This window comes from Acidovorax sp. ACV02, assembly GCF_014851475.1.
GTDB classification, from domain to species: Bacteria; Pseudomonadota; Gammaproteobacteria; order Burkholderiales; family Burkholderiaceae_C; genus Acidovorax; species Acidovorax delafieldii.
The window spans coordinates 37,147-58,149 of sequence record NZ_JACUZU010000008.1; the positions used below are offsets into that span (position 1 = coordinate 37,147).

Consider the following 21,003-nt stretch of genomic DNA (forward strand, 5'->3'; position numbering starts at 1 on the left):
GCCGAGGTCAAGTAGGATTGCATCTGGAAACCTCTTGTCCGATTCCTCCCTCCCACCATGTCCCTGCCCGCATCGCGTCTGAGAGCCGTTTTCCGCGCCTGCGTTGTCAACGCCGTTCGCGGTGGCGAGGCCTTGATGGGGCAGCTCGTCAAGGTCACCCAAAGTGCCTTGACCAGCGAGGAGTCGGCCAGCCGCAACATCCAGCAGCGCAATTTGTTCAGCGATGCACTGCGGCTGCTCAACGAGCACGAGGCTGCGCTGGTCAAGGGCTATCCCATGGCCTTGCTGGAGATATTTGCCGAAGGCCCGGCGGTCGCCAAGGGGCGCAGTTCGGCCGACGACACCGGCATGGACTTTGGCGAGCTTTCGCTCATGGACGAAAGCGAGATGCAGGCCCAGGTGGAACTGTCCAAGGCCCAGCAGTCTGCGCTGCATGCCACCGACGCCGTACTGGCCGAACTCAACACCCTGGTGAGCGCTGCGCAAGGTTTGCGCAGCGTGCAACCCGAGCGCAACCCTCTGCGGCCCGAGAGCTATATCCGTGCGTTGCAGCAGGTGGTGGGTGAGACCGGCGTCTCGGCCGAGGTACGGCAGCTGTGGATGCAGCACATGCGCGACCTGCTCGGGAAGCTGCTGGCCGAAGAATACAAAAAAACCGCCCAGAGCTTGCGTGAGCATGGTGTCCAGCCGGTGGGCTACGCAGTGCTGGGCACGCCTGCGGGCGGCGGTCGCGGCCAAGGCACCGGTTACGGTGGGTCTGGCTATGGCGGGTCCGGTACGGGTTACGGGGGCGGTTATTCCGGGTACGGCCCCTCGATGAACGCGCCCATGGGCGACTATGGCAACACAGGTTATGGGCGTGGTATGGGCCCCAGCACAGGCTGGAGTGGCGACTCCCAGCAGGGTGCCATGGTGCCCGTGCCCGTGGACGCTGCCGAAGAGGCATTGCTCACCGTCGGCATCCTGCGCCAGATGTTGGCGGGCGGTGATCCATTTGCCCCTTCTCCGGTCTACGGCGCCGTGCCCGCACAGGCGGTGGTCATGCCCAGCGGCGCGGGTCAGCCGGGCTGGGTGGACCCCCGCGCGGGAGCCGCCAGCGCTCAGTCATCGTTGGCTGGGGGCTACTACCCGTCGGGTGCGGCCGCTGAAGCGATTGAAGACATGGCGCAGCTGGAGCGCCTGGTGGGCCGTCTTGCCGGTGGGGGCACTGTCAGCCAGGCGGGCTCGTTGCCCGTGCCTCTCGCAGGCTGGCGTGGGCCTGGCGTTGCGCCGGTGGTCTATGCAGCCATGCCCATGGAGGCTGCTACCCAGTCCACCGCCATGGCGGTGGAGGTGGTGGGGCGCATGATGGCCAACATCTCCCAGGACGCCCGTTTGCTGCCCCCTGTGCAGCAGGCCGTCAAGAGCCTGGAGCCTGCGCTCAAGCAACTGGTGCACCACGACGGCCGGTTTTTTACCGACAGCAGCCACCCTGCGCGCCGCCTGCTTGACGAGCTTACGCAGCGCAGCTTGGCATTCACCGCCGAGACAGAGCCTGGCTTCAGCCGCTTCATGCGACTGGTGACCGAGGCTGTGGGCCACCTGTCTGCCCATGAGGTCAAGGACGCGGGGCCGTTCGACACCGTGCTCAAGGCGCTGCAGTCTGCCTGGGACACCCAGGAGCAAAAGATCAAGGCCCAGCAGGAGGCCGAGCAGAAAGCCAAATTGCAGGCGGAGCAGCGCGAACTGCTGGCCGAGAAGATCGCAGCCGATATCCGCAAGCTGCCGGATGTGGACAAGGTGCCGTCGGACGTGCTGGATTTTGCGGCGGGCCCCTGGGCTGACGTGGTGGCGCTGGCGCAGGTGATGCGCAGTGACGATAGCCAGGAAGATGACCCCAGCGGTTACCTGGCGCTGGTTCCTGTGTTGCTGTGGACTGCGCAGCCTGACCTCACGCGCCAGGAGACGGACCGGCTCAACGACGCCATCCCCGGCCTGCTGGCCAAGCTGCGCAAGGGCCTCAAGACCATCAACTACCCGGCGGTGCAGACCAGCGCATTCTTGCAGCGGCTCGTGGCGTTGCACCAGGCCGCTTTTGAAAAACCGGCTCCTGCCCCAGTGTCCGCCCCTGCGGGAGAGCCCGAAGTGGCCCCGGGGGCGACAGAGCTGTCCGAATCGGCAGAGGCGTCCGCTCCTGCACCGCAGGACAGTGCCCAGGCGCCGCTGGACACCCCGGACCCTTACGCTGATTTTGTCATCGGGGCTTGGGTGGAACTGGTGACCAATGGCCGGGTGGTGCGCACCCAGCTGACCTGGGCCAGCCCGCATGGCACCCTGTTTTTGTTCACTGCGCCCGATGCCAGCACCCAGTCCATGACCCGCCGCATGCGCGACAAGCTGGCGGCTGAAGGCTCGCTGCGCGTGGTACCGGCCCAGCCGCCCAAGCCCGCCAAGCCTGCGGCCCGCGCTTCGGGCGTTGCGGAGGCGGGTGGGGCAGACCGCAAGTCGTCCGAGGTCCGTACGGGCTTCGGCTCCAAAATGGCGCCGCTGTCCAAATCCGCCCCCCTGGCCCCGGCTTCGGGTGCCAAGTCACCCAAGAATCGCTGATCGCACAGACACGCGCTGCGGGTGCCACCTTGAGGCCGCGAGCAGCCTTGTGCAGCTGTAGAGCTGGTCAACGCCCAGTTTCTGCTGCACTCCCTGTTTCCGTCACGCTGTTGTTCGTCATCCCTTCGCCCGGCGTGCTGTGGTCAGCAGATCCTCCAGCCCCTTCCGACGCACGCAGCAGTTTTTTGCGCACCAGGTGGATGTGGTTGCGCAGGGCATACAGCTCGTCCGCATACGACAGAGGCACGCTCACCTTTTCGGCCTGGGCTTCCAGTCCGTCGAGGGTGCGCAGCAGGGTTGAGGGGTCGCTTTTGCCCATTTCCAGGTCGTTTTCGATCTCGCGCAGGCGGCCATACCAGCGGAACACCCGTGACCGCACACGGAACTGGTAGAGCGGCGGCACGATGCGCGACAGCGGCAGCATGATGGCCAGCAAGATGCCCAGCACCAGCCACATGCGCTCGATCAGGTTGGCCATCCAGAACGGCAGGTAGCGTTGCAGCATGGGCACCGGCTCGTTCATCGCGCGGTCGCCCTCCTTGGCAATCGGCAGCTCGCTGCCGCGCGTGTTGGGAAACTCACGCGCCCGGTTGAACCAGCCTGCGCCGCTGTGCAGCTTTTGTGCGTTCTGGGCAAACAGGGTCAGCAGGGCGGGGTGCGTGCCGTCGCGCGCCAGCAGGGACGTGGTGGTGGCCACGAGCCGAACATCGCGCTGGGGCACGTTGGCCGCGAGGTCCACCACCCCGCGTGGCAAGGTCACGGGGGTGAGAAACGGAAACCGCCGTGCGTAGGCCTCGTGCTGCGCAAAATCCAGCAGCTGCACGCCAGGCGTTTGCAGCAGCATCTGCACCATCAGGGATTCAGGCGCCGAGGCAAATACCAAGGCGTCGAGCCTCCCCGCCAAAAACTCCACCGTCGCGGGCGTCTGTTCCAGGCGCGATAGCTTGACCGCGCTGGGCTCCACCTTATTGGCCTGCAGCAGCCGCTCGATCAGCGTGGGCACGCCGCTGCCCTCCGACCCCACATTGACCCGCCAGCCGCGTAGCTGCCGCATGCCATCGAGCCGGGGTGCGTTGTGCATGCGCTCTGCTGCATCGGTGCGGTAGAACAGCCACAGCGGCTCTACAAACAGGCTGCCCAGCGATACCAGGTTGTCCGGATCATCGGGTTGCAGTTCGGCTGTGCCGCCCTGTACAAAAGCGACATCGGCCTGGCCGTCGCGCAGAAGCTGCAGGTTGTGCGATGAGCCCTCGCTGGGCAGCAGAACCACATCAATGCCGTCCGCCGCCAGCGCCTTCTGGTAGCGCTTGCCAAACTCCTCATAGGCACTTTGGGCAGGGCCTGTGGCCAGGGTCACCGTCTTGGGGGGATTGGGGTTGAGCCACCAATAGGCCAGCACCAGCAGCCCGACCGCCAAGAAGGCGAGGGGGCCTGCTGACACAATCAGATCGCGCAGAGTGAGGAAAGTGTTGCGAAAGGCCTGGGGCATGGGGGATGAACAAACAGAGCGAAACGGGGCGGCGGTATGCCTGGATGGGGTGACGCGGCCCCTGGGTGGACCCGGAGCCATACCTCGCTATCAGCGAGCCGGTGGATTATCCAGGCATGCGTGGCGGCGACGCGCACCAGCTCCGGGCATCCCGCACCGGGAGTCGCCCAGGTCTCAGATAGCTGGAGGACTGAAACCGCCGGCCAGCGAGGGCTCCTACTGCGGCAGGCGCCTGCGTTGGCGCTCATAGGCCATGCATTCCTGCTGCGAGAGCATGTCGTTCTGGTCCACATCCGCTGCCTCAAAGTAGGCCATGCGTGCCTGCACCACCTCCTTGAACGACAGCTTTCCGTCCCCGTCCTTGTCGGCTGCCGCCAGCCGCCTCAGTTGGCCTTTGCCGATGCGGGGCAATTGGCCCAGCTGGGAGAGATGGACGTAGCCCTCTGCATCGGGCCCCAGGCTGTGCCAGCTCTGCACGATGTCCTGGTGGAACTCGTCCAGCGACACGTTGCCGTCATGATTGAGATCGGCTGCCGAGCAGATGGCCTGCAGCCGGTGGGTGAGGGTTGGCGCCACCGGTTTGTGCGCCTTGGCAGGGCGTGGTGGCGTGGTGGGCGACGATATGGAGGTGTCGGCCGCATTGGCCGCGTGCGTCGTTGTTGCCAGCACCAGGGCGCAGGCGCCTGCACAGATCCAGTGAAGAGTTGTTTGCATGGGACCTCCTTACCACCACCAGCGTTGGCTGGGGCTGCGGTTGCAGGGCCAGACCATGGTGTGTGCCCCAGGGCGGACCTGGCCTGCGTCTACATCCAGGCATTTGCCGGTGAGCTGGCTCACGATCTGCCCACCCAGGGTAGACCAGCTCTGGCTGCGCGAGCCCGAGCAGGACCACAGCACCACCCGCGCGCCGTCCCGTGGGTCGCCACGGTCCACGTCCACGCACAGGTCGCGCACCCGGATCTCGCCGCCCCGCCCCACCGCAAAACGCTGGGACGCCGTCCCGTTGCATTCGTACACCTGCAGGGTGGTGCCGGGCTGGAATTTGCCACCCCTCACGTCGAGGCATAGACGGCCGTCCACCCGGATCTCGCGCCCCCAGTCCCCGCCCTGGCCGGGGTAGTCCGGGTACTCGGGGCGACGGTCGTTGTCGTGCCGGTTGTGGTTGGCCAGCAACGCAATGCCGGCAATGGCCGCCACGGCCGCCACTGCTGCTCCGGCATTGGAGCCGCTGTTGCTACCGGATGCATAGGTGCGTGTGATCTTGAAACGTCCCCCGCAACCACCGTTGGTCCACAGCTCGCGATTGGTCAGGTCGTAGCCCCAGGTGCGGTTGAAGCGGCAGGCCCCCTGGGTTTGTTCCACCAGATCCACCTGGGTCACGTCGTCCGCGAGGCGGTGGGAGGTGTAGCCGCCGCTGGACTGCAAATCCACCAACTGGTCCTGCGCCTGTGCCGCCGGGGTGCTCACGAGCAATGGCAGGCACAGCAGCCATGCATGTTTCCGAAAGGCCTGGTCTCTCATGGGTTCACTCTCCTTGTTCCGATCAGGGGCCATGGGGATGGGTGTGGTGCCGTGGGCCCCGGCCCAGGGCACCAACCGTCACCGGCATCATAGGACGGTCTGATGCTTGTGTGCCCGGCGACAGGGGCGCCATCGGCTGAAATCTCGCTGGAGCAGCGGGGGCTGTTCGTGCATGATGGCGTCGCGCTGGGGCAGCCCATTGTCTGCCTGTGTACTACCCACCCACTGCCGTGTCCGATGAAACGCTTCTATGTCGTTGCCTCCATCCCACTGCTGCTGGCGGCGCTCATCCCCATTGCTGCATCCCTGTGGGTGGCCCACCGCCAGGCCAAGGAAGACCAGGTCGCCTATCTGACCTCGTTGGCAGACGAGGTGCTGCGACGCGGCGTGGCCTCGCGCCAGCAGCTGGTGGCGGCGCTCAACGATCTGGACGGAGATCCGCACCCCGCTTGCAGCCAGGCCAGCCTCACACGCATGCAGCAGCTGGTGGGCACCTCGTTCTATCTGCAGGGCATGGGGGCGGTCAGGGACGGAGCGCTGGTCTGCAGTACCCTCACCGCGGGCAATGAGGTGGTACCGCTCACCGGCAACCACATGGTCACCTCGACGGGTATCTCCACCTGGATTGGCGCCCGCCTGCCCTTTGCCCCGGAGCAGCCTTTCAACATCTACGCCCGCAACGGCCATGCGGTGATCATTCACCCGGGCATCGTGATTGACATGCCTGTGCTTCATGCGGATGTCGCGCTGGGGCTTCTGATCAGCACGCCCCGCGCGCTGATCCGGTCCAAAGGTCCGGTGGATACCCGGTGGCTGAACCTCTACACGCCCCATGTGAACAACGTGGCTGAAAGCGAGACTCACTACATCGTCTTTCGGGTGTCGAAGGAAAACAATGTGGCGGCGGTCGCGGCGGCTCCCAAGGCGCTGGCCCACGAAGGGCTCAAGGCCCAGGCGCTGATCCTGGCACCCCTGGGGCTGGTGGCCAGTGCCCTGTTTGCGCTGGGCGTGGCGATGCTCACCCGGTGGCAGTTGTCGCCACGCGTCAGACTGCGGGCGGCCCTGCGCCGGCACGAGTTCTTCGTGCTCTATCAGCCCATCGTGGATCTGGAAACCGGCCAGTGGGTGGGGGCGGAGGCTCTGCTGCGCTGGCGTCGCCGCAACGGCACCCTGGTGCCCCCGGATGAATTCATTGCAGAAGCGGAGAAGGCCGGTGTGATCGCACACATCACGCGGTACGTGATGGATGTGGTGCTGGCCGACTTGCCCGAGATGCTCAAGGCACGCCCGGGTTTTCATGTGAGTTTGAACCTCTCCCCCCAGGATCTGGTGGCCGACGGACCCGTGCAGTACCTGCAGCGGCGCTTCAGCGCCATGGAGATGCCGCCGGGCGCGCTCATGCTGGAGGTCACCGAGCGCGGGCTGGTGGACATCGAGGCTGCACGGCCCGCGCTGCAGGCTGCGCGGCAGATCGGTGCATCGATTGCGCTGGATGACTTCGGTACGGGTTACTCCAGCCTGTCCATGCTGGAGTCCATCGACATCGACACCCTCAAGATTGATCGCATCTTCATCGCCAGCATCGGCGCGCAAGCCGCCATCAGCCCGGTGACTACCCACATCATCGAAATGGCCCACATGCTCAAGCTGGCACTGATTGCCGAGGGCGTCGAGACTCAGGACCAGGTGGACTTCCTGATTGCCCGGGGTGTGCGCCAGGCCCAGGGTTGGAAGTTTGCCCGTGCCATGCCGCTGAATGATCTGCTGGCCGGCATGCGCCCGCAGCCAGCCGTTTCACCACGTGGCTCGGCGCAAGATTGATCCCGCCCTGCTGGATGGCGCGGCAGGGGATGGGGGACGCTACTTGATCAGCAGCGCCGATCCGCTGCCGTGAATACGAAACACCGCCACAGCACTCACAAGGTCATCGGCCTGGCCACGCAGGCTGGATGCAGCAGCAGCCATCTCCTCCACCAGGGCCGCATTCTGCTGCGTGGCCTGGTCCATCAGCGTGACGGCCTCGCCCACCTGCGTGACTCCCGAGCTTTGCTCAGAGCTGGCAGCACTGATCTCCCCCATGAGGAGGGTGACGTTGCGTATGCTGGCAACCACCTCTGTCATGGTGTGGCCGGCCTTGTCCACGAGAGCCGTGCCGTGTTCCACGCGGCCGACACTTTCCGTGATCAACTGCTTGATCTCCTTGGCCGCAGCCGCGCTGCGCTGGGCCAGGTTGCGCACCTCGCTGGCCACCACGGCAAAGCCCCGCCCCTGGTCACCGGCACGGGCAGCCTCCACGGCTGCGTTCAGCGCCAGGATGTTGGTCTGGAATGCAATGCCGTCGATCACGCTGATGATGTCATTGATCTTGCGGCTGGAGTCGTTGATGTCCTTCATGGTGGCCACCACCATGGCCACCACGTCACCGCCTTGTTGCGCGACGGTCGACGCTGAATGCGCCAGGCGGTTGGCATGGATCGCGTTGTCTGCGTTCTGCTTCACTGTGGAGCCCAGTTGCTCCATGGAGGCAGCGGTTTGCTGCAGCGCGCTGGCCTGTTGTTCCGTGCGCATCGACAGGTTGTGGTTGCCTTGCGCGATCTCGGCGCTGGCGGTCGATACGCTTTCTGATCCCTGGCGCACCCCTGCCACCAGGTTGGAAAGGCTCAGCCGCATGGCTTCCATCGAAGTGACTACCGAAGCGATTTCGTTTTTGCCCTGCGCTACCAGCGGGGTGGCCAGGTTGCCCTGCGCAAACTCCCGCGTCGCCTGGCTTGCCTCGTTCAGGGGCTGGACGATGGAGCGGGTGGTGGCCACACCCAGCACGCAGGCAAACACCACCATGGCCACGCTGAGCAGGATCAGCTGCAGCCGCAGCGATTCAAACTGGCGCATCGATTCCTGGCTGGCACGTTTGCTGATGGCGTCGCTCTCTGCCAGGAAGGCTTCGATGTCGGCCACCAGCTTGGTCAGCAGGGGGCGGCATTGCTCGTTGATTTTCTTGATCGCTGCATCTTTTTCCCCCCTGGCTCCCCAGTCGGGTGATCTCCAGGGCCACGGGGCCATAGGCCGCTTCGGTGTTCTTGATCTGGGCCAGCAGCTTGTTGAGGGGTGCGGTTTCAGGAGGGCCCGCCTTGAGGGCCTCTTCCACTCCCTGGAGTGCCTTGCCCATGCCTTCATGTGCGACTCCAATGCGACGTGTTTCCGCGTCGGCATCTTCCTTGGAGCCCGCGATCACCAGGTTGCGGGCAGACACGGCCCTCGCATTGGCTGTATCCAGCACCCGGTTGCCCAGGCTTTTGATCACGTTCAGGTGATTGACCTGGTTGTCCAGGCTCTCCTGTGTCATGGACTCGCCACGGATACCCATGATGGCGACCAGGATCAGTGCACAGGTCAGGACAACATATCCAATACCAAGACGCGTCTTGATGCTCAGGTTCTGCAGGACATTCATGCGATGGACCCTCCAGCTGGTGATACGGGATGATGCGCTTTTTCGGAGCACGCAGGAGCGACTGGAAACCAGCGTTTACCTTTTTGCAACGTGGGGCGCAACACGTTGCCACCGCCACCCTGCGGCGTTCTGGCGATATCGATGCTGCCGTGTGCAGCCGCCGCCTTGGGCGCACGATGGTGCACAGGCCCTGATCTTCTGGGGGTTCCGGCGCGCGTCAAGAAGTTTTTGACCGAAAGGTGCGAATGGCGCGCTGGGCGCCCTGCGTGTGCAGGGGTAAGCGAGGGCGGGCGTGACCCGCCCTAACCGCGCACCGCACTTCTGAATGCGGCAGACAGTGCTGCAATGGCATCGCTGGGTCGGCCATCCGGGGCCCGGCTGTGAAGCACCACTGGCAGGCTTGGCAGTGCAGGAAGCCCAAGCCGGGCACCTACGTCCACCGCGCCCCAGGGCAACATGCGGGGTGCCAGTGCGGCTACGCCCAGCCCTGCAACAACAGCTGCGGACACTGCCGCCACGCCGCCGCCCACAAACACCTCGCGCCAGGGGATGGCGGCTGCATCCAGCAGTTTTCCAGCCATCGCACGCACGCCGCAGGGCTCTGCCAGGGTGGCCAGCGGCAGGGGGGCACCAGTGCGGTGCTGCCAGTGCGGCGCGGCAAACCAGCCAAATCGCTCTTCGGCGAGCACTTCGCCATCGCTGCGCCCGGCATGCATGCGGACCATGGCAGCGTCGAGTTCGCGCCGGTCAAAGCTTTGCAGCAGGTCGCCCGACGAGCCTATCCGGATGTCGATCAACAGCTGAGGGTCTTGTGCGTTCATGCGAGCAATCAGTGCGGGCAGTTCAGGCCCGGCGACGTGGTCACTGATGCCGATGGCCAAACGCTGCGGTGCTTCACCCAGTGCAGCCAGGGCACGCTCATGTGCAGCAAGCAGTGCGCGGCCATGGTCCAGGAAGGCGGCTCCCTGGGCTGACAGTTCCACATACCGGGGGGTGCGCTCCAGCAGCCGGCAGCCCAGCCGGTCCTCCAGCCGCTTGAGCTTGAGGCTCACAGCGGCCTGGCTGGTCTGCATGGCCTCGGCTGCTCGGGTAAAGCTCTCCAGCTCGGCAACACGGACAAAAGCCTCGACGGCATCCAGATCCAGAGGGCGCTGCATGATATGTTTTTGTTATTGTTGATATAAGTATCAATAGCATATCAATATGGATAGCATGGCACCAGCTTTTTCACAAAAGGACCCTCCATGCCGCTCATCCACATTGCCATGCGTGCCGGCAAGCCCGCTGCCTACCGGCAAGCGATTTTCGACACGCTGTACCGCGCCATGCGCGAGACCTTCAATGTGCCCGAGGACGATCAGTTCATGACCCTGACCGAGCACGATGCCGCGAATTTCCGCTACAGCCCGTCGTACCTGGGTGTGGCACGCAGCGACGATGTGGTGTTCATCCAGATCACGGCCAACAACACACGCACGCTGGAGCAGAAGAAGGCGCTGTTTCAGCGCATCGCCCAGCTTCTGGGCGAAAGCCCTGGCCTCAGGCCGGAAGATGTGTTCGTGAACATTGTTGAGGTGGCCAAGGAGAACTGGTCCTTCGGCCACGGGCTGGCGCAATACGCCTGAGGGCTGGCGCGGGGGGCAGAAATCGCCAGCTCCAGGGCATGGGACGAAGCCGGCAACAGACGCCAGTCAATGCCAGCCGGTGCCAACGGGAAGGAGACGCCACGCACTGTCTGCGTGGCGCATGCCGATTTTTGCGCTTCAGCCCAGATCGGCGGCCGAGGGCAGGTACAACCCCTCGGCGGTAGTGATGGCGCGCGCAGCCCGTGCTGCCCGCGCCGTGGCGATGGCCGTGGCCTCGGCCGCCATGGTGGCCAGCACCATCATGCCCGGGCTCTTGCCGCTGCGGCCCGTGCCCAGGCTGAAGAGGGTGTCGCCGTCCGACATGGTGTGCACGGGGTTGATGCTGCGGGCCAGCCCGTCGTGCGCGGCCACGGCCAGGCGGTGGGCCTGCACCTTGGTGATGACCGCGTCAGTGGCGACCACACCGATGGTGGTGTTGGTGCCCGCCAGCAGGGGCTGGGGCGGGTCGCCGCGCAGCAGGGCGCGGCGCGTGTCGCGCAAACGCAGGCCGTCGTCGGTGCGGGCCCCGGCAATCACTTGCGCGGTGTCGGGGTCGATCACGTCGCCCAGCGCATTGCAGGCGATGAGGGCACCCACCGTGACGCCGTCCACGGTGACGGAGGCGGTGCCGATGCCACCCTTCATCGCACGCTGGATGCCGAAGATCTTGCCAAGCGCCGCACCGGTGCCCGCGCCCACGTTACCTTCGGCCGGGTCTGCGGTGGAGGCGGCCTCGCACGCCGCGTAGCCCGCTGCTGCATCGGGGCGCACGCGCATGTCGCCCACCAGCAGGTCGAACAGCACGGCGGCGGGCACGATGGGCAGGCGGCCCACTGCCACGTCGAAACCCACGCCGCGCTCTTCCAGCCAGCGCACGGCGCCGGTGGCGGCATCCAGCCCCCAGGCGCTGCCGCCCGCGAGCATGATGGCGTGCACCTTGTCCACCAGGTTGGAGGGGTGGAGCAAATCCGTCTCGCGCGTACCGGGTGCGGCACCGCGCACATCCACCCCGGCCACAGCGCCCTCGCGGGTGATGATGACGGTGCATCCAGTGGGGCGGCGGGTTTCGGTGAAGTGGCCGACCTCGATGCCGGCCACGCGGGTGATGCTGCCAGCGTCGCCAGCCATTGCGTGTGGAGAACTCATGGCTGGTGATTATGGTGCCCTGGGGCCGGGCGACAGTTGCGCAGCATCAGGGCCCTGGCGCTGCACGTGGAGTCGCGTCAGGGCGCTTTCTCGATCCGCTGGACGTGGTAGGCGCCGCTGACCTGCTCGGCCCTAAAACGCACCTTGTCACCGGGTTTCAGGTCACCCACCACGCTGGCGTCGGACACGCGGAACACCATGGTCATGGGCGGCATCTCCAGGTTCTTGATCTCGCCGTGCTTGAGGGTGAGCCGCAGGGTGCGCGGGTCCCAGCGGGTGATTTCGCCTTCGCTCAGCTCCGCCTGTGGTGCGGACGGTGCGGTGGCGGCGGGGTGGTGGCTGCTGTGGCTGTCTGCGGCAGCTCCTGCAGGCGCCTGCGCCAGGGCGGGCCCTGCAACCAGGACGAGCAGGGCGGCAGCCAGCGGGATGGAGTAGCGGTGCTGGGTCATGTGGATGCCTTTTTGTGGTAGCTGTTGAAGATGCGCGTGCTGCCGTCGTGCGCTACCAGCAGCACGTCGTACGGGTCGCGTCGGTCGCCATACGCGGCACCATCCATGCCTGGCGAGCCCACGGGCATGCCGGGCACGGCCAGGCCCAGGGCCTTGGGCCTTTGCTGCAGCAGCTTGCGCACATCGCTGGCGGGCACGTGGCCTTCCACCAGGTAGCCGCCCACCAGCGCGGTGTGGCACGAACCCAGCTTTGGCGGCAGGCCCAGGCGGGCGCGCACGGCGTTGTTGCCGGTGGCATGCACCTTCACGGCAAAGCCGTTGGCTTGCATGTGGTCCACCCAGTCCTGGCAGCAGCCGCAGTTGGGGTCTTTCCACACTTCCAGCGGTGTGGGCGTGTTGGTGGCGGCGCGGGACCCAACCGGCAGCAAAGCGACGGCCAACCCCGCGCCCAGCAGAGGCAGAGTGGTGGCCAGCCATTGGCGGCGGGCAGGGCTGGGGAGCGCGGTCATGGATGCGGATGCAGCCCGAGGGCGTTGGAGGGGCATGGTGTTTCTCCTGGCGTTATGGATGGCGGGGCAGCACGGTGATGGTGCCGGTCATGCCGGCCTGGTAATGGCCGGGGATGAGGCAGGCAAAGTCAAAGCTGCCTGCGCGGTTGAAGTGCCACACGATGTCGCCGGCCTTGCCCGCCGCCACATGGGCCATGTAAGGCTCGTCGTGTTCCATGCCCGGGTGCTTTTTCATCATCTCGGCGTGCTGGTCCAGCTCCGTCTTGGTGCCGATCACGATCTCGTGCAGCACCTGGCCTTTGTTCTGTGCGCGCAGCCGCACGGTGTCGCCCTCGCGCACTTCGATGTGGCGGGGGCTGAACCGCATGTCGTCGCCCATGCGCACGGTGATCGTGCGGCGCACCTGCCGGGCATCGCCTGCAATGCCCCAGTCTTTTTGCTCTTTGACCACGGGGGCTGTGGAGGTGCGGTGGGGCATGTTTTCATGCCCATAGGCAGAAAAAGTGCCGAATGCGCAAGTGCATATTGCCCAGGCAGCTATGAATTTAATAGTGTTCATGGTGATTGTTGGCATCAATGTTGGTGGCCGCTGGCAGCCGGCTTGCGTGCATTGGCCGCGCCTGGGGCGGTGCCTGGGGTGTCGGTGCGTGCAGGGCGTGGTGTGGCGGCCGGGGCGCCTTGCCATTCAAAGGCCTGGGTGCCGCGTGGCTGCCTGAAGTCGCCGGGGTCGGCATAGCCGCCTGCGGGTTGGTCGGCGCGCACCTTCAGGGTGGTGAACATGCCGCCCATCTCCAGCGGGCCGAAGGGGCCGGTGCCCGTCATCATCGGGAAGGTGTTGTCGGGCAGCGGCATCTCCATGGAGCCCATGTCGGCCATGCCGCGCTCGCCCATCACCATGTAGTCGGGCACGATCTTCTGGATCTTGCCGACCAGGCCCCGGTGGTCCACGCCGATCATGGTGGGCACGGCGTGCCCCATGGCGCCCATGGTGTGGTGGCTCTTGTGGCAGTGCAGGGCCCAGTCGCCGGGTTCGTCGGCGATGAACTCCACCTGCCGCATCTGGCCCACAGCCACGTCGGTGGTCACCTCCGGCCAGCGCGCGCTTTTGGGCACGGGGCCGCCGTCGGTGCCGGTCACTTCAAACTCGTGCCCATGCAGATGGATGGGGTGGTTGGTCATGGTGAGGTTGCCCACGCGGATGCGCACGCGCTCGCCCTGGCGCGCCACCAGCGGGCTGATGGCGGGGAACACGCGGCTGTTCCAGCACCAGATGTTGTGGTCCAGCATGGTGTTGACCTTAGGGGTCATGCTGCCTGGCTCCACGTCAAAGGCGTTGAGCAGAAACGCGTAGTCGCGCTGCACCTTGGCGATCTGCGGGTGGCTGCCCTTCGGGTGGGTGATCCACAGGCCCATCATGCCCATGGCCATCTGCACCATCTCGTCGGCATGCGGGTGGTACATGAAGGTGCCGGGGCGGCGCGCCACAAACTCGTACACGAAGGTCTTGCCGGGCTGGATGGCGGGCTGGGTGAGGCCGCCGACGCCGTCCATGCCGTTGGGCAGGCGCTGGCCGTGCCAGTGGATGGTGGTGTGCTCTGGCAGGCGGTTGGTGACAAAGATACGCACGCGGTCGCCCTCGACCACCTCGATGGTGGGGCCGGGGCTCTGGCCGTTGTAGCCCCACATGTTGACCAGGAAGCCAGGCGCCACTTCGCGCACCACGGGCTCGGCCACCAGGTGGAACTCCTTGACGCCCGCGTTCATGCACCAGGGGGCGGTCCAGCCGTTCAGGGTGACCACGGGGTTGTAGGGGCGGCCGGTGGGCGGGTGCAGCGGCGGCGCGGTGTCGGCGCTGGACTGCGTGGCGGGCTCGGGCAGTGCGGCCAGGGCCACGCGGCTGACGGAGGCTGCGGCCACGGCCGTGGCGGCGCCAGAAAAGAAATTGCGGCGGTTCATGTCAGTGGCCTTGTGGGGTGGTGGAGGCTGCGGCGCCGGAGGTGAGGCCCTGCAGTGCGCCGGGCGAGGTGCCGGTCAGCGCCAGTTGCAGGTCGGTCTCGGCCAGCCAGAAGTCGCGCTGCGCTTCGATGGCGTTGGCCACGGCCTGTGTGCTGTTGCGCGCTTCGGCCAGCATGTCCCACACGCTGGCCAGCATGCCGTTGTAGCGCAGCGTGGTCTCGTCGGCGATGAGCTGGCGCAGGGGCACCACTTCAGCCTGCTGCTGGCGCGCCAGGTCGAGGGCCGTGCGGTAGGTGAGCCAGGCGGCGCGCACCTCGCTGCGGGCGCGCACGGCAGTGTCTTGCAGCTGGGCGGCGCTTTGCTCCACCTCGGCCTGGGCGCGGGTGCGTGCTGCACCACCCCAGTCGAACAGGGGCAGGGGCAGCTCGATCTCCCAGCCGCGCTTGATGTCGCTGCGGCCGGTGTCGCGTTCGGTCGCGGTGTTGCGGCTGTATGCCAGCCCAATGTCACCAAACACGGCGCCCGCACGGCTCCAGCCCTGGCGCGTGGCCTGGGTGTCCAGCTGGCGGCGGGCGGCTTGCACGTCCAGCCGCTCGCGCAGCGCCGTGGCTTCGATGCCATCGGCGGGTATGGCGGTGGCGGGCAGGGGCGGCAGCTGCTGGGCCAGCTGGTATTGGGTTTGCTGCCCCCACAGGCCCATGCGGCGGTTGAGCTGCTCACGCTCGGTGGCGGCGGCCAGGCGGGCGCGGGCACGCTGGCGGGTGGCCTCGTGCAGCACGGCCTGTTCGCGGGCTTGTTGCAGGCGGCTCCAGTTGCCCACCTGCGCCATGCGGCGCGCCAGCTCGGCCCCGGTCTCGGCGGCTTCCACCATGCGGTCGTGCGTGGCGGCCACCTGCTCGGCCGCCACCGCCCGCAGCCAGGCGCGGCGGGTGTCTGCGGCCAGTTGCACCACGTCCTGCGCGGCCTGCAGCGTGGCAATCTGCAGGCGCTCGGCCTCGCGCTGGGTGCGCCAGGGCAGGGTGATGAGGTCCATCAGGCCAAAGGCCAGGGTGCGTTCGATCTCGCGTTCCTGGCTGTTGGTGAAGCGCCCCAGGGTCAGGTGCGGGTTGGGCAGCGTGATGGCCTGCACCCGCTCGGCATCGGCCACGCCCAGCGCGGCCAGCCGGGCTTGCAAGCCGGGGTTGTTGAGCAGGGCAATGCGCACGGCGGCGTCTTGTGTCAGGGGTTGCGCGAGCCAGCCGTCAATGGACTGCTGGGCCTTTGCGCGAGCGCTCGGGTCCGTGGCGGGCAAGGCCGCCTGGGGCACACCGGCGGTACGGCCCGCAGTGAGGGCCGCGACATCACTGCGCAGGCCATCGGGCGACACGCTGGCGCAGCCCGCCAGCAGAGTGGCGGCAGCCAGCACAGAGAGGCGATGGGCGCTGATCATGGCTTGCCCTTCTGTTCGGGGTGGTGGGCGGGGTGGGCACTCCCTGGGCTTCCGTGATGCATTTCATGGCGTGTGCCGTGCTGCTTCCCAGGCGGCATGCCGTGCTGCATGCCCTGGGGATGGTGTGGCATGGAGGTAGCCGTGGAGGCTGCGGGCGTGGGAGAAGGTGCCGAGCCTTTTTGCGCCTCCCAGGCCACGATGTCCGCATGGCCGCGCGGGAACGCGCCCACGGCCTCGTGCGCCTGGCGCCAGGCCTGGGGTGTGGGCAAGGCGTCCACCAGCGGGGGTTGCGGCGGCATGGCCGTATACGGCAGGGGGGCCGTGGGCGCATCGGCGCGGGTAGCGTCGGGTGAAGCTGGGCCCTGGGCTTGCGCCAGCAAGGGCGACAACAGGGCAAGACAAGCCAGTCGCATCGGCCACGATGGCCCGGGCGACGGCAATGAGAGAAAAATGGCAGGGGCGCGCATGGCGATCTCCAGACAACGAACGAAAAAACAGTGCACTGCCGCCCGACGAACCCCGTTGTTCAGGGGCCATCAGGCTATGGCAGACGCACTTCGGGCGTCGGAGATCAGGCGATGGGTGGTTTGATGGCCAGCGCCGCAGGGGCGCTGTCAAACTGCGCAGAGGCCAGGGGCAGCAGGGCTCCGGCGGGCAGGGGGGCGGGGGTCAGCGATGCGGGCAGGCCCAGCATGGCCGAGTGGCAGATTTCGCAGGCCGAGCAGCTGGCGCTGTGGTGGTCGTGGTCGTCGCCCGATTTGCAGCCCGCATCGGGGTTCTGGCAGGCCGCAGAGTGGCTGGCAGTGTGGTCGACGCCGGGCTCGGCGGCCGGGGCGCCATGGTGGGCATGGGCGTCCGCGGGTGCCAAGCCCTCGGCCTGCGCCAGGGTTGCGGAATGATCGTGGGGATGGCCCTGGTCGTGGACCATGCCTTCCGCCGTAGGCTGATGGGCCTCGGTGTGCTGCGCGGCGCCTGCAGGAAGCAGCGGAGCCACAATGCCCGCCGCCATGGCCGTGCCCGTCAGGCCCCGAAGGACCAGCACCACCATCAGCAGGAAGAAAAAGCCGCGACGCATCCTTCAATGATACGGCGGAGCCGCTCAAGGTTCCGCAGGTAACCACTTTCTGGCGCTGCGGGCAACCCTGCGCAAATCGTGAATGCCTTTTCCGACCATGGGCAGTAACATGTGACGAAACATGTCTGCCCGTTTGTCAGCGGCTGTCGGCAGATATGTGCTCAAGCGTTCTTTCTCTTGCACAGAAAGGTCGGTATGCCCTCATGGGTCGCTGGAATGTGGAGCACCTTGTCCGCGCGGATTCGCTGGCTGGTGCTGTGGGCCACGCTGCCAGCGGTGCTGCTGGTGGTGTACCAGGCACGGGCCCACCGCACAGACGCGATTGCTGCGGCAGAAGAACGCGCGCTGCAGACCCTGCAGTCGGTGGCTGGCACCCAGCAGCGGCTGATCCAGAACACCCGCCAGTTTCTGCAGCAGCTGGCCGCCATGCCGCAGGTGCACGACCCTTCAGCGTCCCAGTGTGGGCGTTACCTGGCCGAAGTGCTGTCGCTCAATGCCACCTACGTCAACATTGGCGTGCCACGGGCGGACGGCGAGCTGCTGTGCAATGCGCGTCCGCTCAAGGCGCCTGTCAACGTCGCCAACCGCCCATATTTTCAGCAGACGATTTCGGGGCGGGACTTTGCGGTGGGCAGCTTCCAGGTGGACCGTGCCGCCCAGGTGGCCAGTGTCAACTTTGCCTACCCGGTGATACCGCCCGGCACGCAGGAGGTGGTGGCGGCCGCCGTGGCGGTGGTGTCGCTGGAGTGGTGGAGCCGGCGGCTCACCGACCTGGGGCTGCCGGACGGCGCGGTGGCCCGGGTGTCCGACCCTGAGGGGCGCGTGCTGGCGCGTTATCCCCCCGACGCCAGCGAGCTGGGGGCACCGTTTGCCGATGCCGAGTTCCGCGCCCTGGTGCTGCAAACGCCCCAGGGGCAGCGCCAGCGGTACCGCCCTGATGGTGCGCCCGAGCTGGTGGTGTTCCAGCCGCTGATCGAGGCAGGCGGCAAACCGGTGGCCACCATGAGCCTGGCCGTGCCGCTGGACAACCTGTACGCCGCGGCCAACAGCCGCATGTGGACCGAGATGGCGTTCTTGCTGTGCGGCCTGGTGCTGTCATTTGCCGTGGCGCAGGTGGGCGTGCGGCGCGGCGTAATGCGGCCCCTGAGGCGCCTGATGCACGCCACGGACGAGCTGGCCGAGGGGCGCTATGTATCGCGCGTTCCCGCCACGGGCCTGCAGGAGCTGACCGAGCTGGGCCGCCGGTTTGACCGCATGGCCCTGACGCGACAGAAAGCCGAGGCCGAACTGCGCCAGAGCGAAGAAAACCTGGCCATCACGCTGCTTTCCATCGGCGATGGCGTGATCGCCACCGATGCGCAGGGCCGCATCACCCGCATGAACGTGGTGGCCGAGCGCCTGACAGGCTGGCCGTTGGCACAGGCCATGGGCCAGCCGCTGCCCGAGGTGTTCCGCATCATCAACACCGGTACCCGCGAGCCGCAGGTGGACCCGGTGCAGCTGGTGATGGACCGGGGCCAGGTGGTGGCATTGAGCAACCACACCACCCTGCAGGCCCGGCATGGCGCCGAGTACCACATTGCCGATAGCGCCGCTCCCATTCGCAACTCCCAGGGGCAGATCGTGGGGGTGGTGCTGGTGTTCAGCGACGTGAGCGAGTCCTACCGCGTGCGCCGCAAGCTGGAGGACAACGAGGCGCGTTTTCGCACCCTCACCGCGTTGTCGTCCGACTGGTACTGGGAGCAGGACGCGCAGTTTCGCCTCACGCATGTGGAAGGCCGGGCCGATGACCGGCTGGTGCAGGAGGCCGCGCTGCACATGGGCAAGACGCGCTGGGAGCTGGCTGCACCGGGCATGAGCGACGCGCTGTGGGAAGAGCACCGCGCGCTGCTGGAGCGCCACCAGGAGTTCCGCGACTTCGAGTTCGAGCGCCGCGACCAGCAGGGCTGCTCGTACTGGGTGTCCATCAGCGGCACGCCCGTGTTTGATGACGACGGTGTGTTTTGTGGCTATCGGGGCGTGGGCAAGGACATCTCCGCCCGCAAGCGCGACGAGAACGAACTGCGCATTGCGGCCATTGCGTTCGAGTCGCAAGAGGGCATGATCGTCACCGACGCGGACACGCTCATCCTGCGCACCAACCGCGCGTTCAGCCGCATCACCGGCTACAGCGCCGACGAGGTGGTGGGCCGCCGCACCAGCCTGCTGGCCTCGGGCCACCATGACAAGGCGTTTTTTGATGCCATGTGGGCCAGCCTGGCCAGCACCGGCGAGTGGAAGGGCGAGCTGTGGAACCGCTGCAAGAGCGGCGAGGTGAACCTGCACTTCATGGCCATCACCGCCGTGACGGACCAGCACGGGGTGCTGACGCACTACGTGGCCACCCTCAGCGACATCACCCAGCGCGCGGCGGCGGCGCGGGAGATCGAGCACCTGGCGTTCTACGACCCGCTCACCCACCTGCCCAACCGCCGCCTGATGATGGACCGCCTGCAACAGGCGTTTGCCACCAGTGCGCGCGCGGGCCTGCAAGGGGCGCTGCTGTGCCTGGACCTGGACCACTTCAAGACCCTGAACGACACCCTGGGCCACGACATGGGCGATGTGCTGCTGCAGCAGGTGGCCCAGCGGTTGACGGCCTGTGTGCGTGAAGGTGACACCGTCGCGCGGCTGGGTGGTGACGAGTTTCTGGTGCTGCTGGAAGACCTGGGCGCCCTCGCCACCGACGCTGCCGAGCAGGCGCAGATGGTGGGCGAAAAGATTCTGGCCGCGCTCAACCAGCCCTACCAGCTCGCATCACACCATGTGCACAGCACCACCAGTGTGGGCGCCGTGCTGTTCAGCGGCCAGGCGCAGACGGTGGAAGATGTGGTCAAACACGCCGACCTGGCCATGTATGCCGCCAAGACAGCCGGGCGCAATGGCATCCGCTTTTTTGACCCGCGCATGCAGGCCGCCGTCACTGCCCGCGCGGCGCTGGAGAATGACCTGCGCACGGCCCTGGAACAGGGCCAGTTCACACTGCACTACCAGGTGCAGGTGGGCTGCGGCAAGCATGTGGTGGGGGCCGAGGTGCTGATCCGCTGGAACCACCCGGCGCGCGGCATGGTGCCGCCGTTCGAGTTCATCCCGCTGGCCGAAGAGACCGGGCTGATCCTGCCCATCGGCCTGTGGGTGCTGCAGACCGCCTGCAGCCAGCTGCGCCGCTGGCAGGACGACCCTGCCACGGCCGACCTGCAACTGGCGGTGAACGTGAGCGCGCGCCAGTTCCGCCAGGCCGACTTCATGGAGCAGGTGGTGGCCGTGCTGCGGCAGACTGGCGCGCGACCCGACCGCCTGAAGCTGGAGCTGACCGAGAGTCTGGCGCTGGACAACGTGGACGACACCATCGCCAAGATGAATGCACTGCGCGCGCTGGGCCTGCGCTTTTCGATGGATGACTTTGGCACCGGCCAGTCGTCGCTGTCGTACCTCACGCGGCTGCCGCTGGACCAACTCAAGATCGACCAGAGCTTTGTGCGCAACATTGGCATCCAGCACACCGACGCGCTCATCGTGCAGACCATCATCGGCATGGCGCAGAGCCTGGGCATCGACGTGATTGCCGAGGGGGTGGAGACCGAGGCGCAGCGCGCGTTTCTGGAGCGCCACGGCTGCACGCTGTGGCAGGGCTACCTGTTCAGCCGCCCGGTGCCCATCGAGGTGCTGGAGCACCGGCTGCACAGTGGGCTGGGCTGGCAGGTGTCCACGTAGAAGGTGTGTCTCTG

The 21,003-nt window shown here is 66.7% G+C and carries 17 protein-coding genes and 1 pseudogene; 4 read left to right on the top strand and 14 right to left on the bottom strand.

The features are described 5' to 3' along the window. Window positions 1-57: 57 nt before the first annotated feature. Window positions 58-2,586, top strand: a complete 2,529-nt coding sequence (locus IB236_RS19160; RefSeq protein ID WP_192421835.1) for a DUF1631 family protein — start codon at window positions 58-60, stop codon at window positions 2,584-2,586. Window positions 2,587-2,653: 67 nt separating this feature from the next. On the opposite strand, the gene IB236_RS19165 is transcribed toward IB236_RS19160, so the two are convergent. The 3 genes from IB236_RS19165 to IB236_RS19175 all read right to left on the bottom strand — a co-directional run bounded on the left by IB236_RS19165 (window position 2,654) and on the right by IB236_RS19175 (window position 5,596). Next, a complete protein-coding gene (locus tag IB236_RS19165) occupies window positions 2,654-4,075 on the bottom strand; it encodes a TAXI family TRAP transporter solute-binding subunit (protein ID WP_192421836.1) in 1,422 nt (473 codons plus the stop codon). A gap of 216 nt (window positions 4,076-4,291) precedes the next feature. After that, a complete protein-coding gene (locus IB236_RS19170) occupies window positions 4,292-4,789 on the bottom strand; it encodes an EF-hand domain-containing protein (RefSeq protein ID WP_192421837.1) in 498 nt (165 codons plus the stop codon). Between the two features lie 9 nt (window positions 4,790-4,798). After that, a complete protein-coding gene (locus IB236_RS19175) occupies window positions 4,799-5,596 on the bottom strand; it encodes a lectin (RefSeq protein WP_192421838.1) in 798 nt (265 codons plus the stop codon). A 237-nt stretch (window positions 5,597-5,833) separates the two neighbouring features. On the opposite strand from IB236_RS19175, the gene IB236_RS19180 reads away from it, so the two are divergent. After that, window positions 5,834-7,417, top strand: a complete 1,584-nt coding sequence (locus tag IB236_RS19180; protein WP_192421839.1) for an EAL domain-containing protein — start codon at window positions 5,834-5,836, stop codon at window positions 7,415-7,417. Between the two features lie 71 nt (window positions 7,418-7,488). Here IB236_RS19180 and IB236_RS19185 read toward each other — a convergent pair. From IB236_RS19185 to IB236_RS19190, 3 genes and pseudogenes are all read right to left on the bottom strand, one after another. Continuing rightward, a pseudogene (locus tag IB236_RS19185) lies at window positions 7,489-8,356 on the bottom strand (methyl-accepting chemotaxis protein); the annotation flags it as partial. Between the two features lie 115 nt (window positions 8,357-8,471). Further along, a complete protein-coding gene (locus tag IB236_RS24390) occupies window positions 8,472-9,047 on the bottom strand; it encodes a hypothetical protein (protein ID WP_225581264.1) in 576 nt (191 codons plus the stop codon). Window positions 9,048-9,349: 302 nt separating this feature from the next. After that, window positions 9,350-10,207, bottom strand: a complete 858-nt coding sequence (locus IB236_RS19190) for a LysR family transcriptional regulator (protein WP_192421926.1) — start codon at window positions 10,205-10,207, stop codon at window positions 9,350-9,352. Window positions 10,208-10,291: 84 nt separating this feature from the next. Between IB236_RS19190 and IB236_RS19195 the strand changes: the two genes are divergently transcribed. After that, window positions 10,292-10,672: a tautomerase family protein gene (locus IB236_RS19195; protein WP_108499328.1), complete on the top strand. Its 381-nt coding sequence runs from the start codon at window positions 10,292-10,294 to the stop codon at window positions 10,670-10,672. Window positions 10,673-10,810: 138 nt separating this feature from the next. On the opposite strand, the gene IB236_RS19200 is transcribed toward IB236_RS19195, so the two are convergent. From IB236_RS19200 to IB236_RS19235, 8 genes are all read right to left on the bottom strand, one after another. Then, on the bottom strand, window positions 10,811-11,818 hold the full coding sequence (locus tag IB236_RS19200; protein ID WP_192421841.1) for a P1 family peptidase: 1,008 nt from the start codon (window positions 11,816-11,818) through the stop codon (window positions 10,811-10,813). A gap of 77 nt (window positions 11,819-11,895) precedes the next feature. Continuing rightward, window positions 11,896-12,267 carry a copper-binding protein gene (locus IB236_RS19205; protein WP_192421842.1) on the bottom strand — a complete coding sequence of 124 codons (372 nt, stop codon included), beginning with the start codon at window positions 12,265-12,267 and terminating at the stop codon, window positions 11,896-11,898. Then, on the bottom strand, window positions 12,264-12,812 hold the full coding sequence (locus tag IB236_RS19210) for a DUF411 domain-containing protein (RefSeq protein WP_225581266.1): 549 nt from the start codon (window positions 12,810-12,812) through the stop codon (window positions 12,264-12,266). The genes IB236_RS19205 and IB236_RS19210 overlap by 4 nt, the downstream gene beginning before the upstream one ends. Before the next feature lie 16 nt (window positions 12,813-12,828). Beyond that, complete coding sequence (locus tag IB236_RS19215; RefSeq protein WP_370539933.1) at window positions 12,829-13,254, bottom strand: plastocyanin/azurin family copper-binding protein; 426 nt, start codon at window positions 13,252-13,254, stop codon at window positions 12,829-12,831. A gap of 95 nt (window positions 13,255-13,349) precedes the next feature. After that, window positions 13,350-14,732, bottom strand: coding sequence for a multicopper oxidase family protein (locus tag IB236_RS19220; protein ID WP_192421844.1), 1,383 nt, complete (start codon window positions 14,730-14,732; stop codon window positions 13,350-13,352). 1 nt (window position 14,733) lies between these two features. Further along, window positions 14,734-16,161: a TolC family protein gene (locus tag IB236_RS19225; RefSeq protein ID WP_192421845.1), complete on the bottom strand. Its 1,428-nt coding sequence runs from the start codon at window positions 16,159-16,161 to the stop codon at window positions 14,734-14,736. Continuing rightward, complete coding sequence (locus IB236_RS19230) at window positions 16,158-16,628, bottom strand: hypothetical protein (RefSeq protein ID WP_192421846.1); 471 nt, start codon at window positions 16,626-16,628, stop codon at window positions 16,158-16,160. The genes IB236_RS19225 and IB236_RS19230 overlap by 4 nt, the downstream gene beginning before the upstream one ends. A 104-nt stretch (window positions 16,629-16,732) precedes the next feature. Continuing rightward, entirely contained in the window at window positions 16,733-17,236 is a 504-nt protein-coding gene (locus IB236_RS19235) for a hypothetical protein (RefSeq protein ID WP_192421847.1), read from the bottom strand. Between the two features lie 195 nt (window positions 17,237-17,431). Between IB236_RS19235 and IB236_RS19240 the strand changes: the two genes are divergently transcribed. Then, window positions 17,432-20,989 (top strand): EAL domain-containing protein, encoded by a 3,558-nt coding sequence (locus IB236_RS19240; protein WP_225581267.1) that lies wholly within the window; start codon window positions 17,432-17,434, stop codon window positions 20,987-20,989. The last annotated feature ends 14 nt before the right edge of the window (window positions 20,990-21,003 follow it).

What these genes read in the sequence shown, in the direction of transcription:
- IB236_RS19225 (WP_192421845.1), bottom strand. Translation starts at nt 16,161, where the DNA reads ATGATCAGCGCCCATCGCCTCTCTGTGCTGGCTGCCGCCACTCTGCTG.
- IB236_RS19200 (WP_192421841.1), bottom strand. Translation starts at nt 11,818, where the DNA reads ATGAGTTCTCCACACGCAATGGCTGGCGACGCTGGCAGCATCACCCGC.
- IB236_RS19215 (WP_370539933.1), bottom strand. Translation starts at nt 13,254, where the DNA reads ATGCCCCACCGCACCTCCACAGCCCCCGTGGTCAAAGAGCAAAAAGAC.
- IB236_RS19240 (WP_225581267.1), top strand. Translation starts at nt 17,432, where the DNA reads ATGCCCTCATGGGTCGCTGGAATGTGGAGCACCTTGTCCGCGCGGATT.
- IB236_RS19230 (WP_192421846.1), bottom strand. Translation starts at nt 16,628, where the DNA reads ATGCGCGCCCCTGCCATTTTTCTCTCATTGCCGTCGCCCGGGCCATCG.
- IB236_RS19180 (WP_192421839.1), top strand. Translation starts at nt 5,834, where the DNA reads ATGAAACGCTTCTATGTCGTTGCCTCCATCCCACTGCTGCTGGCGGCG.
- IB236_RS19210 (WP_225581266.1), bottom strand. Translation starts at nt 12,812, where the DNA reads ATGCCCCTCCAACGCCCTCGGGCTGCATCCGCATCCATGACCGCGCTC.
- IB236_RS19205 (WP_192421842.1), bottom strand. Translation starts at nt 12,267, where the DNA reads ATGACCCAGCACCGCTACTCCATCCCGCTGGCTGCCGCCCTGCTCGTC.
- IB236_RS24390 (WP_225581264.1), bottom strand. Translation starts at nt 9,047, where the DNA reads ATGAATGTCCTGCAGAACCTGAGCATCAAGACGCGTCTTGGTATTGGA.
- IB236_RS19220 (WP_192421844.1), bottom strand. Translation starts at nt 14,732, where the DNA reads ATGAACCGCCGCAATTTCTTTTCTGGCGCCGCCACGGCCGTGGCCGCA.
- IB236_RS19235 (WP_192421847.1), bottom strand. Translation starts at nt 17,236, where the DNA reads ATGCGTCGCGGCTTTTTCTTCCTGCTGATGGTGGTGCTGGTCCTTCGG.
- IB236_RS19160 (WP_192421835.1), top strand. Translation starts at nt 58, where the DNA reads ATGTCCCTGCCCGCATCGCGTCTGAGAGCCGTTTTCCGCGCCTGCGTT.
- IB236_RS19165 (WP_192421836.1), bottom strand. Translation starts at nt 4,075, where the DNA reads ATGCCCCAGGCCTTTCGCAACACTTTCCTCACTCTGCGCGATCTGATT.
- IB236_RS19175 (WP_192421838.1), bottom strand. Translation starts at nt 5,596, where the DNA reads ATGAGAGACCAGGCCTTTCGGAAACATGCATGGCTGCTGTGCCTGCCA.
- IB236_RS19170 (WP_192421837.1), bottom strand. Translation starts at nt 4,789, where the DNA reads ATGCAAACAACTCTTCACTGGATCTGTGCAGGCGCCTGCGCCCTGGTG.
- IB236_RS19195 (WP_108499328.1), top strand. Translation starts at nt 10,292, where the DNA reads ATGCCGCTCATCCACATTGCCATGCGTGCCGGCAAGCCCGCTGCCTAC.